Annotated in this window: 11 protein-coding genes; 6 read left to right on the plus strand and 5 right to left on the minus strand. The window is 66.3% G+C overall.

Annotated features, from left to right (window positions below):
• The first annotated feature begins 29 nt into the window (after positions 1 to 29).
• Both A7X65_RS36285 and A7X65_RS36290 read left to right on the plus strand, forming a co-directional pair.
• Positions 30 to 2,906 (plus strand): EAL domain-containing protein, encoded by a 2,877-nt coding sequence (locus A7X65_RS36285; RefSeq protein ID WP_063694188.1) that lies wholly within the window; start codon positions 30 to 32, stop codon positions 2,904 to 2,906.
• Between the two features lie 280 nt (positions 2,907 to 3,186).
• Positions 3,187 to 3,453 (plus strand): hypothetical protein, encoded by a 267-nt coding sequence (locus A7X65_RS36290; RefSeq protein ID WP_063694189.1) that lies wholly within the window; start codon positions 3,187 to 3,189, stop codon positions 3,451 to 3,453.
• A 48-nt stretch (positions 3,454 to 3,501) separates the two neighbouring features.
• Here the strand turns inward: A7X65_RS36290 and A7X65_RS36295 are convergent, their stop codons facing one another.
• The gene (locus tag A7X65_RS36295; protein WP_063694190.1) at positions 3,502 to 3,750 is read right to left on the minus strand and encodes a hypothetical protein; all 249 of its coding nucleotides are present in this window, start codon (positions 3,748 to 3,750) and stop codon (positions 3,502 to 3,504) included.
• Positions 3,751 to 3,757: 7 nt separating this feature from the next.
• Positions 3,758 to 4,018, minus strand: coding sequence for a DUF7662 domain-containing protein (locus A7X65_RS36300; protein WP_063694191.1), 261 nt, complete (start codon positions 4,016 to 4,018; stop codon positions 3,758 to 3,760).
• A gap of 154 nt (positions 4,019 to 4,172) precedes the next feature.
• Between A7X65_RS36300 and A7X65_RS36305 the strand changes: the two genes are divergently transcribed.
• Entirely contained in the window at positions 4,173 to 5,669 is a 1,497-nt protein-coding gene (locus tag A7X65_RS36305; RefSeq protein ID WP_063694192.1) for a sensor domain-containing diguanylate cyclase, read from the plus strand.
• Between the two features lie 202 nt (positions 5,670 to 5,871).
• On the opposite strand, the gene galU is transcribed toward A7X65_RS36305, so the two are convergent.
• Positions 5,872 to 6,747, minus strand: coding sequence for a UTP--glucose-1-phosphate uridylyltransferase GalU (gene galU, locus A7X65_RS36310; RefSeq protein ID WP_063694193.1), 876 nt, complete (start codon positions 6,745 to 6,747; stop codon positions 5,872 to 5,874).
• 207 nt (positions 6,748 to 6,954) lie between these two features.
• Between galU and A7X65_RS36315 the strand changes: the two genes are divergently transcribed.
• Entirely contained in the window at positions 6,955 to 8,337 is a 1,383-nt protein-coding gene (locus A7X65_RS36315) for a lytic murein transglycosylase (RefSeq protein WP_430643864.1), read from the plus strand.
• Positions 8,338 to 8,519: 182 nt separating this feature from the next.
• Positions 8,520 to 10,214, plus strand: coding sequence for an SGNH/GDSL hydrolase family protein (locus A7X65_RS36320; protein ID WP_063694195.1), 1,695 nt, complete (start codon positions 8,520 to 8,522; stop codon positions 10,212 to 10,214).
• 151 nt (positions 10,215 to 10,365) lie between these two features.
• Here the strand turns inward: A7X65_RS36320 and A7X65_RS36325 are convergent, their stop codons facing one another.
• Together A7X65_RS36325 and A7X65_RS36330 are read right to left on the minus strand one after the other, a co-directional pair.
• A complete protein-coding gene (locus tag A7X65_RS36325) occupies positions 10,366 to 10,740 on the minus strand; it encodes a CsbD family protein (RefSeq protein WP_063694196.1) in 375 nt (124 codons plus the stop codon).
• A gap of 179 nt (positions 10,741 to 10,919) precedes the next feature.
• Complete coding sequence (locus A7X65_RS36330) at positions 10,920 to 11,657, minus strand: SDR family NAD(P)-dependent oxidoreductase (protein ID WP_063694197.1); 738 nt, start codon at positions 11,655 to 11,657, stop codon at positions 10,920 to 10,922.
• Positions 11,658 to 11,754: 97 nt separating this feature from the next.
• Here A7X65_RS36330 and A7X65_RS36335 point away from each other — a divergent pair, with 97 nt between their 5' ends.
• On the plus strand, positions 11,755 to 12,534 hold the full coding sequence (locus A7X65_RS36335; protein ID WP_063694198.1) for an SDR family NAD(P)-dependent oxidoreductase: 780 nt from the start codon (positions 11,755 to 11,757) through the stop codon (positions 12,532 to 12,534).
• The last annotated feature ends 168 nt before the right edge of the window (positions 12,535 to 12,702 follow it).

Consider the following 12,702-nt stretch of genomic DNA (forward strand, 5'->3'; position numbering starts at 1 on the left):
GAGTTTGCGTCGAACGCGGAGAACTGGCCTTGCGTCTGATCAGGTGCCTCGCGCCCATCGCGCTGGGCCTCATGATTCTCGTCGCCGCGTACCCCGCGCGCGCGCTCGATGCCGTCAGCGTCCGCAGTGACGCGCCCGCGATCGACCTCACCGGTGTGCTCGAGCATCAGCGCAGCGATGCCGACCGCATCCAAGTCTCCACCGCGCCCGGCACCGACGGCATCGTTCGCCGCATCGAGGTGCGCGCCCGCGAGGGCGGCCAGAACTGGGTGGTGTTCGCGCTCGCCAACAACACCGACGACCAGCTCGACCGCCTGATCGTCGCGCCGCATTACCGCATCGTGTCCTCGGGATTGCTGTGGCCCGACCTCGGCCTGTCGCGCATCGCCACCATCACGCCGTCGATCGGCGACCGGCCCGAGCGCCAGGAAAGCGCAACCGCCGACGTGTTCCGCATCACGCTCGACCTCGGCGCCGTCGTCACCTTCGTCGCGGAGCTGCGCACCGACAAGCTGCCGCAGCTCTATCTGTGGGAGCCGGAAGCCTACAAGGACAAGGTCAACTCGTTCACACTGTACCAGGGCATCGTGATCGGCATCTCCGGCCTGCTTGCGCTGGTGCTGACCATCCTGTTCGTGGTGAAGGGCAGCATCATGTTCCCGGCCGCCGCGGCGCTGGCCTGGGCGGTGCTGGTTTATATCGGCGTCGATTTCGGCTTCTGGGGCAAGGTGCTCGACATGTCGAACAACGCCGAGCGCATCTGGCGCGCGGCGGGTGAGGCGATATTGGCGGCGACGCTGCTGGTGTTCCTGTTCGCGTATCTGAACCTCAGCCGATGGCATGTGCGCTATTCGCACATCACGGTGGGCTGGCTGGCGTTCCTGGGATCTCTCGTCGCCCTCGCGCTGTTCGATCCCGCCGTCGCCTCCGGCATCGCGCGCATCTCGCTGGTGCTGATCGCCTTCGCCGGCTTCGCGCTGATCGTCTATCTCTCCACCCACGGCTTCGACCGCGCGGTGCTGCTGATCCCCACCTGGTTCCTTCTGGTGGTCTGGGTGGTCGCGGCGGGCATGACGGTCGCCGGCTCCGTTACCAACGACATCGTCGGCCCGGCCCTGCTCGGCGGTCTCGTGCTGATCGTGATGCTGATCGGCTTCACGGTGATGCAGCATGCCTTTGCCGGCGGCGGTGCCACCACCGGCGTCGTCTCCGACATCGAGCGGCGCGCGCTGGCGCTGGCAGGTTCCGGCGATCTGATCTGGGACTGGGACGTCTCCGCGGACAAGGTTTTCACCAGCCCCGAGACCGAGGCCCTGCTCGGATTGAAGCGCGGGACGCTGGAAGGCCCGGCGGCCTCGTGGCTGGAAGTACTGCATCCGCTCGACCAGGACCGCTTCCGCGCCGCGCTCGACAGCGTGCTGGACCAGCGCCGCGGCCGCCTCGTGCAGGATTTCCGCCTGCGTACGCCCGACGGCCATTTCATGTGGTTCGCGCTGAAGGCGCGTCCGGTGGTCGGCTCGGACGGCGAGGTCTCGCGCGTGGTCGGCACGCTGACCGACGTCACCGAGCTGCGCAACGCCGAGGAACGCCTGCTGCACGATTCCGTGCACGACAACCTGACCGGCCTGCCCAACCGCAAGCTGTTCATGGACCGGCTCGGCGCCGTCGCGCATTTCGCCAAGACCATGCCGACGCTGCGGCCGACGCTGATGGTGATCGATCTCGACCGCTTCAAGCAGGTCAACGATTCCGTCGGCATTGCGGTCGGCGACTCCATCCTGCTGACGCTCGCCCGCCGCCTCACCCGCATCCTGAAGCCGCAGGACACGCTGGCGCGGCTTGCCGGCGACCAGTTCGGCCTGATCCTGCTGTCGGAGCAGGACCCGGCCCGCATCACCGCCTTCGCCGAGACCATCCGCAAGACCATCCGCGCGCCGATCGCGTTCAACGACCGCGAGATCTTCCTCACCGCATCGATCGGCCTTGCCCTGTCCGATCCGCAGGTTCAGCTCACGGACGAGATCATCAAGGACGCCGAGCTTGCGATGTATCATTCCAAGCGCATCGGCGGCGACCGCATCGACGTCTACAAGCCGGCGATGCGTGCGCGAAAGACCGACCGCCTGACGCTGGAGAGCGAACTGCGCCGCGCCATCGAGCGGCAGGAGATCACGATCCTGTACCAGCCGATCGTGCGGCTGGAGGATCGCTCCGTCGCGGGCTTCGAGGCTCTCGCGCGCTGGGATCATCCGAAGCTCGGCCGCATGGCGCCGTCGGAATTCATCAGCATCGCCGAAGAGACCGGGCTGATCGTCGACCTCGGCATGTTCGTGCTCGACCAGACCGCCAAGCAGCTTTCGGTGTGGCAGCGCGCGATGCGCTCGCGCGAGCCGATCTTCGCAAGCGTCAACGTCTCCTCGCGGCAGCTGCTGCGCCACGATTTGATCCACGACATCCGCACCGTGCTGTCGCGCTCCTCGGTGGCGCGCGGCACGTTGAAGCTGGAGCTGACGGAATCGCTGGTGATGGAGAATCCGGAGCACGCCGCGCAGATGCTGACGCGCATCCGCGAGCTCGGCACCGGGCTCTCGCTCGACGATTTCGGCACCGGCCACTCGTCGCTGGCCTATCTGCAGCGCTTCCCGTTCGACACCATCAAGATCGACCAGTCCTTCGTCCGCACCACCAACCGCGGCACGCGGCCGGTGATCCTGAAGTCGATCATCGCGCTCGCGCACGATCTCGGCATGGACGTGGTGGCCGAGGGCGCCGAGACCGATTCCGACGCGGTCGAGCTCTACCAGATGGGCTGCGAATACGCGCAGGGCTTTGCCTTCGGCGAGCCGATGGACGCGGACGCCGCGATGCGCCTGCTGACGGAAGTGCGGCTGGAAGCGGCGAGCTGAGCGCTCTCATCTTCCTTCTCCCCTTGCGGGAGAAGGGAAGAGGCAGTCCCCGTAGGGTGGGCAAAGGCGCACTTGCGCCGTGCCCACCATTCAGAGGTGGTGGGCACGCTTCGCTTTGCCCACCCTACGAGGCTTGATCCAGATCAACAGTCCCTCCTCGACCGCCGCGAAAGATGGCACGCAGCATCGATCCGGAACGGCGCGGTGATCGAGATCACTGGGCTCGCCGCTGTCGTTCCCGGAACGGGCGAACCACGCGCGTCTCTCAGGGGAGCTACGGATGACCCGGCACCTGCTCTTCGCGATCACCCTCATCGGCACCGGACTGTTCCTTGCCGCATCGGCCGGAGCGGCCGAAGTCGCGACAGCCGCACGATGCGAGGATCGCGGCGCAAATTGCCTCGGCTTCTGTGCCGACTACACCGGCGGGGCCGGTGACGTTCGGGGGCGCCAGAACACATGCGTGCGCGCCTGCGACCGGCAGACGACCAGATGCCTGATACGGGCCCATGTCGCCGACGACCGCTGGCCCCATAACCGCCAATGAAGGCCGACCGCCACTTCTCGCGCGTGCGGTTTACCGCGTCCGGCTGCCCTACCCCGGCCTTCGCCGCAGACCCATCGCCAGCCCAATCCCCGCCAGCAGCGCGATCGCCGCGAGGCTGCCCCAGACCAGTCCGGCCTGTTCGAGATACACATCTTGCGAGACCGGATCGTAGCAGCGGCCGAGCTCGTTGAAGCAGTCGCGCCAGCGCCAGTAGCGGGCCTCGAAGGCGAGCGCGAACAGAACACCGATCCCGATCAGCGCCGCGGCAAGAATCCCCCTCAGCCAGCGCAGGATCATGCGAGGCCTACCGGCGCTGGGATTTCTGCTTCCTGAACCGAACGCTCGTACCGTCGGGCATGCGCGTCGCCACGAAGCCCGCGGCGAGGCAGGCCTCGCGCTGCGGCATCTGGATGTCGGGGCTGCGCAGGCTGTCCCACCACGAGGCACGATTGGCCGCGCGCGGCAGCGCTGCCCCGATGATCTCCTCGATCTGCTCGAAGGTCAGCACCAGTTCCATCTGCTTCTGCCGCAACAGATAGTCGCGCAGCGCGTCGTAGTCGTTCACACTCGTCCTCTCGCCCGGAGCCCGGGTCTCGTCACGTCAGCCTGCCGAAAATCGTTAGTCACATACACCGATTCTTAACTCATTGCGGCAGCGCCGTCCTGCCTTAAACACTACTCAAGCTTTCGGGCGCATCCACTAATGTCGGGAGCAAACGATGTTGTCTGGATGGCGCGAAGTCATGGCCCGGCGGCCGTGGCGGATTTCGGCGAAATTGCTGATCATCTCGTCGGTGGTGACGGTGATCGGCTTTTCCGCCATTTGCGTCAACGTCATGCTGGACATGCGTCGCGGCGAGGAGGCATTGGCCCGCCAGACGCTGGAGAACCTCGCCACCACCATCGAGTCCGACATCAGCCGCAACATCGAGATCTACGACCTGTCGCTGAAGGCGGTCGCCAGCAACATGCTGCTGCCGGAGCTCGCCACGGTTTCCAAGCCGGTCCGCCACCTGATCCTGTTCGACCATGCGACGACGGCCAAGCATTTCGGCGCCATCCAGGTGTTCGACGCCGAGGGCCGACTGACCATCGACGCCTCCACGCTCGATCCCGTGCCGGAGAACCGTGCCGACGAGGATTACTTCACGGTCCATCGCGACAATCCCGGCGCCGGGCTTTTCATCAGCCGCCCGATGCTGTTCCGCGGCGCCTATTCGATCGTGCTGAGCCGGCGCATCAGCGACACCGACGGCGGCTTCATGGGCGTCGTCACCGGCTCGATCCGCTTCAGCTATTTCCACGAATTGTTCGAGCGGCTCAATCTCGACCCAGAAGACACCATCACCGTGCTCCGGCGCGACCGCACCATCATGATGCGGCGGCCGTTCGACCTCGACGTGATCGGCAAGAACCTGAACGATCGCCAGAGCTGGAAGGCCGACAATCTCCGCATCGGCAGCTCCTATTCCGGCCAGGGCCCGGTCGATCCGACGCCGCGGCTCTACGCGCGCAGCGGCGACGGCGGACCGCTGTTCGTGGTGGCGGGCAAGCCGCTCGCCGCGGTGTTCGAGCTGTGGCGGAAGGAGGCCTATCGCATCGGCGCCGTGGTGCTGGCGCTCATCGTGTTCATGCTGGCATCGACGCTGGTGCTCGCGCGCGAGATCGGACGGCGCGCCGAGGCCGAGCGCAAGCTCGAGGAGCTCGCGACGACCGACGCGCTCACCGGCCTGAAGAACCGCCGCAAGTTCGATAGCGTCATCGAGCTCGAATGGCGGCGCGCGATGCGCCAGAAGACGCCGGTCGCACTCCTGATGATCGATGCCGATCACTTCAAGGCCTATAACGACACGTTCGGCCACCAGGCCGGCGACCAGGTTCTGGTCGGCATCGCCATCTGCATTTCCGACTCGGTGCGGCGCGCCGGCGACTGCGCCGCGCGCTATGGCGGCGAGGAATTCGCGGTGCTGCTGCCTGGCACCACGGTCACCGAGGCCTTCAAGATCGCCGAGACGATCCGCCTCAAGGTGCAGGGCTGGTCCGACGATCAGGCGACGTCGACGGTGTCCTGCGGCGTTGCCAGCCTCGTCCCCAGCGCCGGCCTCGACTGGGCCGTGCTGGTCGCCGCGGCCGACAAGGCGCTCTACGCGGCCAAGGCCGGTGGCCGCAACCAGTCGATGGTCGCGAACCTGCCGCAGCTGTCGCTGGTGGCGTGAGGGGTGGCTGTCGTCGCCGGACGCGTGCAAGCCGCCACATCTTCAGTGTCGTCCCGGCGAAGGCCGGGACCCATAACCACAGGGAAGAGTTTGGCGAAGACTCGCAGTCCGGTATTGCTACCGAACGGAAGCGATAGATCACGCGGTATGGGTCCCGGCCCCCCGCGCGGAATTGCGCGCCAGGCCGGGACGACACCGAGACCTACTGCCCCAGATACTTCTTCATCTCCGCGATCAGGCCCTCGCGCAGCTCGGGGCGGCGCAGGCCGTAGGCGATGTTGGCGCGGAGGAAGCCGGGCTTGGAGCCGCAATCGTGGCGCTCGCCCTCGAACTCGACGCCGTAGAATTTCTGCGATTTGGCGAGGCCGATCATGGCGTCGGTGAGCTGGATCTCGCCGCCGGCGCCGCGCTCCTGGGTCTCCAGGATCTTGAAGATCTCGGGCTGCAGGATGTAGCGGCCGGTGATCGAGAGGTTGGAGGGCGCAGTGCCCTTGGCCGGCTTCTCGACCATGCCGTCAACCTCGAACATCTTGCCGGTGCGTTTGCCGACGCCGCAGATGCCGTATTGATGGGTGAGATGGTCGGGCACCGCCTCGACCGCGATGACATTGGATTTCTCGCCGAGCTTGCTCGCGGTCTCGATCATCTGCTTGAGGCAGCCGGGCGTGTTGAGCACGAGCTCGTCCGGCAGCACCACCGCGAACGGCTCGTTGCCGACGATGTCGCGCGCGCACCAGACCGCGTGGCCGAGGCCGAGCGGCGCCTGCTGGCGGGTGAAGCTGACGGCGCCGGCGTCCGGCTGGTTCTGTGCCAGGATCTCCTGCTCGGCCTTCTTGCCGCGCGCAGCCAGCGTGGCGTCGAGCTCGAACATCTTGTCGAAATGATCTTCGATGACGTTTTTGTTGCGGCCGGTGACGAAGATGAAATGCTCGATGCCGGCTTCCCGCGCCTCGTCATAGACGTACTGGATCAGCGGCTTGTCGACGATGGTCAGCATCTCCTTCGGCATCGCCTTGGTGGCGGGCAGGACGCGAGTGCCGAGGCCGGCGACGGGAAATACGGCTTTGCGAATTTTCATGGGAGCGATCGGATACCTGAGGAGATAGGTGAGGTGAGCAATGGCATCTTGCTAGCTTGTTTGCAGCCGCTAACAAAGGCGGATGTGGGGCCTCGTGCGTGCCGGGGTTAAGAAAAATGCAGCCACTAAAATTTCACCTTTGTTAAGCTATTGGCAACCGGTACCGGGCCTCCTGATGGCGGATTTTGGCCGGGCGGATAGGACATGATGCAATCAGTGGCAGGGCTGGCAAAACGTGCTGGATTTGTGACCGGCGGAACGATGCTTGCGGTCGCCTTGTTGCTGCCGGTTCACGCGCATGCCCAGGCGCAGAACGGCCTTTCCAATCTGTTCGGCGGCATCTTCTCAGGGCAAAACCCTGCCCCATCGCAACCGGCACCCGGCCCCGGCGGCGCACAACCCTGGAGCGGCGAGGACGGTGCCTCCGGCCATCCGCTGATGACGGCCTCCGCGATCCGCGAGGCCGCCGGCAATTTCAACAATTGCGTCGCCGGCATGTGGCCCGATGCCGCACGGCGCGGCATCACCCAGGACAATTTCCAACGCTTCACCGCCGGCCTCTCGCCCGACCTGCGCATCATGGACCTGATGGACTCGCAGCCGGAGTTCACGAAATCGATCTGGGACTATCTCGACATCCTCGTGAACGACAACCGTCTCGCCAAGGGGCGTGAGGTGCTCGCGAAATACAAGGCGCAGTTCGATGCCACCGAGAAGGCGACCGGCGTCGACCGCTACATCATCGCCTCGATCTGGGGCATCGAGTCCAATTATTCGACGCAGATGGGCGACCGCAGCGTGCTGCAATCGACCGCGACGCTCGCCTGCATCGGCCGCCGCCAGGCTTATTTCAAGGACGAATTCCTCTCCGCATTGGAGATCCTCAACCGCGGCGATTTGCGACCGGAGCAGATGCGCGGCTCCTGGGCCGGCGCCTTCGGCCCGACCCAGTTCATGCCGACCGCGTTCAAGCGCTTTGCCGTGGACGGCGACGGCGACGGCCGGCGCGACGTCGTCGACAATCCGACCGACCTGATCGCCTCCACCGCCAACAACCTGAAGAAGGACGGCTGGCAGGCTGGCCAGACCTGGGGCTTCGAGGTCGTGGTGCCCAAGGATTTCAACTACATGCTGGCCGACCGCGCCAAGGCGATGACGATTGCGCAGTGGGAGAAGCTCGGACTGAAGCGTGCGATCGGACAGCCCTTCCCGCATCCGGCCGAGAAAGCCTATCTGCTGGCACCGGCGGGCGCGCAGGGACCGGGCTTCCTGATGCTGCAGAACTACCGGGTCATCATGAAGTACAACCCGGCCGAGGCCTATGCGCTGGCAATCGGCCATTTCGCCGACCGCCTGCGCGGCGGGCAGCCCTTCGTGCAGCCCTGGCCGCGCCAGGAGCGCGAATTGTCCCGCACCGAGCGGCTGGAACTGCAGCAGCTTCTGGCCCAGCGCGGCTTCTACAAGGGCACCCCGGACGGCCAGTTCGGCGGCCAGACCAGGGAAGCCCTGCGTAATTTCCAGGCCTCGATCGGGATCCCCGCCGACGGTTTTGCCTCCTCCGACGTGCTGGATCGGCTGCGCGGACGGTAAAATCGCGCCGAAAGTAACCCTGAACAGGGATTTTGGCCGATTGCCTTGACGGGGACGGCTGTTCCCCGGTCTATGGACCCAAGAATCTGCAGGAAATCTGCAACGGAATATGCCCGTTTGACGCCTGATTCCGTTATTATATCGAACCACTTCCGATCCCCGTTGCGCGTGCCCGAGATCGCATGTCGAAGAAGTCCCTGTTCAAGGCGCTGACCGAGACCGGCCCACTGATCGCGCTGGGGACGGCGCTTGCGATATTGGTCTCGATCGCGGGTCCGGCTTCCGCGCAGTTCTTCAACTTCCCCGGCTTCGGCGGTCCGCCGCAGCGCCAGGCCCCAGCGCCGCGCCAAGGCGGAGGTGGAGGCGGCGGCTGGTTCGGCGGCGACTTCTTCGCGCCGTTCCAGCAGCAACAGCCGCAGGCGCCGCGCCAGGATTTTTCGCGCGCGCCATCGCCTGCCAAGCGCGACACCATTCCCGACAAGAACGTGCTGGTGATCGGCGATGCCATGGCCGACTGGCTCGCCTATGGCCTCGAGGACGCCTACACCGAGCAGCCCGACATGGGCGTCATCCGCAAGCACAAGACCACGTCCGGCCTGATCAAGTATCAGCCGAAGGGCGAGCCATCGGATTGGACCGCGGCCGCGAGAGGCATTCTCGAGACCGAGAAGCCCGACGTGATCGTGGTCATGCTCGGCCTCAACGATCGCATCGCGATCCGCGAGCCTGTCGCCGACAAGTCGGACAAGGACAAAGACAAAGATAAGAAGAACGACAAGGGTGCGCGCGCCAAGCAGCCGGCTAAGCCCGGCGATGCCAAGCCCGACGCCGCCGCCAAGCCGGACGACAAGCCTGCCGATGCCGACCTGCCGCAGGATGATGCCGACAACGCCGACACGCCCGCGGCGGCGCCGGAAAAGACGGCGCGCAATCCGAATGGCCTCTACGAATTCCGCGACGAGCGCTGGGTCGAGCTCTACACCAAGAAGGTCGAGGAGCTCGCAGGCGTCCTGAAGGCCAAGGGCGTACCGGTGCTCTGGGTCGGCCTGCCCGCGATCCGCGGACAGAAGGGAACGGCGGACATGCTGTTCCTGGATTCGCTCTATCGCGAAGGCGCGGCCAAGGCCGGCATCACCTATGTCGATGTCTGGGACGGCTTTGTCGACGAGGCCGGCCGCTTCCTGCAGAAGGGCCCGGACTTCGAAGGCCAGATCCGCCAGCTCCGCAGCTCCGATGGCGTCTTCTTCACAAAGCCCGGCGCGCGCAAGCTCGCCCATTATGTCGAGCGCGAGATCACGCGCCTGCTCGCCGGGCGCTCCGGCCCGATCGCGCTGCCGAGCGAGCCTGCGACGCCCGACACCAGTGCCGAGCCCGGCAAGCCCGCGCCGCGCCCGCTCGCCGGACCGATCGTGCCGCTGGTCGCGGCCTCGATCTCGGCCGATCAATTGCTGGGCGGCCCGGGCTCGCGTCCCGCCGCCGTCGATGCGCTCGCCGCAAAAACGATGGTGAAGGGTGAGCCGCTGGCGGCGCCCGCCGGCCGCGCCGACGATTATGCCTGGCCGCGCCGCGAAGTCGGCCGCGAACAGGCCAAGGGCGATACGCCGATGGCGGCGACGACGCCTGATGGCGGCGCCGCTCAGGGCACGCCGGGCGCAGCCGCTGCGATCGCACCGCCAAAGCTTGCACCGAAGAAGCCGCCGGTGGTGCAGCAGCAGCCGGCGCAGGCCACGCCGTCATTCCGGGATTTCTTCGGCTTCGGCTCGCCGCAGCCTGCGCCGCGGCAAATGACGCCGGCACCGGGACCGCGCAATCCGAATCCCACCCCTGGGATTCCGCGCCCGCCGGGTAACGTCGGGCGATCGGCGGAAATCAGGTAGTTGATCGCATGTCCCGGACGCGGCGCAGCACCTCTTGGTGACGCGACGCAGAGCCGGGACTCGGCATCCCCGAAAAAGAATGGGCCCCGGCTCTGCGCAGCAGCGCTTTAGCGCTGCAGCGCGTCCGGGGCACAAAATGCGTGTTGATCGACTAGCCGTAATAGCGCCAGCGCGGCGGCGGGCGGCGGGCGGGGCGTGACATCAGCAGCGCGAGCGCGAAGCCGATGCCGCCGGCGACCAGCAGCGAGCCGAGCGGGTTGTCCTTCACCTTCTTGGAAAGCGCCTGCGTGCCGTCGCGGAAGGTATCGCCGCTGTTGTCATAGGCGTCCTTGGCATAGCCGGCGGCGGTATCCGCGGCATCACGCACGGCATCCTTGGCCTGGCCGTAGAGATTCTGCACCGTGCCTGCGGCTTCGCGCGCCTTGCCCGATGCCTGCGTCTTGGCATCGCCTGCCATGTCTCCGATCGCGCCTTCCGCGCGTCCCGCATATTCCTTGGCCGATCCGACAATCCGATCCGTGTCCATGATGCTCCTCCTCGGGGGTCAGCCCAAGTAACCGATCAGGAGCAGCGCAGTTCCAAGCCGCGACGAAAGTGTAGCGCGGAGGGAGCACGGAATTCGGAGCCCGGGTGAGCACAGCGACACCCGGGAACGGTGCGAGCAAAGCCCCGGATGTCGCTGCGCTCACCCGGGCTACCGGATCGCTACAAAATCAGCCCGCCATCGACGACCAGCGTCTGGCCGATGATGTAGGACGACAGCGGCGAGGCCAGGAACAAGGCCGCGCCCGCCATGTCGGCCGGCGTGCCCAGCCGTCGCAGCGGGATGCGCGCGAGCGCGCCTTCGAGCCGCTTGGGATTGTCGGTCGTCACCTTCGTCATCTTGGTGTCGACGAGGCCGGGCGCGATGCCGTTAACGCGGATGCCGTCCTCGGCCCAGGCCTCGCCCAGCGTCCGCGTCAATCCGACCGCGCCGGTCTTCGAAGCGTTGTAGGCGGGATTGCCCATCGTGGAATGATAGGCCGCGGTGGAGGACACCATGATCAGCGATCCCCGCGTGTCCCGCAGCATGGAATGAAATCTCGTCGCGCAGGCCATCAGGCTCATGAGATTGACCTCCACGACCTTGCGGAAGCCGGCCATCTCGAACTCGCCTCGGCGATAGAGCACCGCGCCTTGCGCAAGCACCAGGATGTCGAGTCGATCAAAGGACGGATCGAACGCCTCGATCGCACCGGGGTTGCCGACATCGAGCTGCGCGTAAGCGAGCCCTGCGAGATCTGAACCTTCTTCCGCGGAATATTCCGCTGCGCGAGCACGCGTGCCGCAAACCGCAACTGCCGCGCCCCTCGCGCGAAAAGCTTGCGCGATGCCGTTGCCGATGCCGCTGGAACCGCCGACGACCAGCACCTGCTTGCCCGAAAAATCCAGCTCGTTCGCCATCGCGCACCTCCCTTTTGTTTTGCTTGTTTGACCTGTCTGCGGATCGATGCCAGCCTTGTCAATCACAACAACAAGCAAGACGCCGCGAGGAAACAGCATGACGGAGTTCAGGGAGCTCAGCCGGTCGGTGAAGGGCCTGACCGTTCTCGTGACGGGGGCGGCGAGCGGCATGGGGCGCGCGACCGCGCGCGTCTTCGCACGCGAGGGCGCCAACGTTGCCGTCACCGACTATGACGAGCAGGGCGCGCATGCGGTCGCGACGGAGATCGCGACGAGTGGTGGCGTGGCGAAGGCCTGGAAGCTCGATGTCGCCGACGGCGGCGAGATCAAGCGCGTGGTCGGCGATGTCGCCGCGCATTTCGGCGGGCTCGATATCGTCGTCAACAATGCGGGCATCTCCGTGCGCGTCGCAATCGACGACGAGGCTTACGAAGACGCCTGGGCCAAAGGCATCGCCGTGATGCTGACCGCGCATCCGCGCATCGTCCGCGCCGCGCTGCCGCATCTGCGCAAGTCGAAGAGCCCGCGCATCGTCAACATCGCCTCGACCGAGGCGCTGGGCGCGACCGCGCTGCACAGCCCCTATTCGGCGGCGAAGGGCGGCGTCGCGAGCCTCACCCGTTCGCTGGCGGTGGAGCTCGGCCGCGAAGGCATCACCGTCAACTGCATCTGCCCGGGCCCGATCCGCACCGCCATCACCGACCGCATCTCGGAAGAGCACAAGACCATCTACGCCAAGCGCCGCACCGCCCTCGGCCGCTACGGTGATCCCGAAGAGGTCGCGCACATGACGCTGAGCCTGTGCCTGCCGGCGGCCTCGTTCCTCACCGGCGCGGTGATTCCGGTCGACGGCGGGTTGATGGCAAGGAACGCGTAGGCCCGGCGAACGCATGGCATCGCGCAAGAGGTGTCCACCGGGGACACCGACAATATCCACGACGTCATGCCCGGGCTTGTCCCGGCCATTCACGCCTTGCCGCGCGGCATGAAGAACGTGGATGCCCGGGACAAGCCCGGGCATGACGGACCGCTTGTGAATGTTCAA

The organism is Bradyrhizobium stylosanthis (assembly GCF_001641335.1).
Lineage (GTDB): Bacteria > Pseudomonadota > Alphaproteobacteria > Rhizobiales > Xanthobacteraceae > Bradyrhizobium > Bradyrhizobium stylosanthis.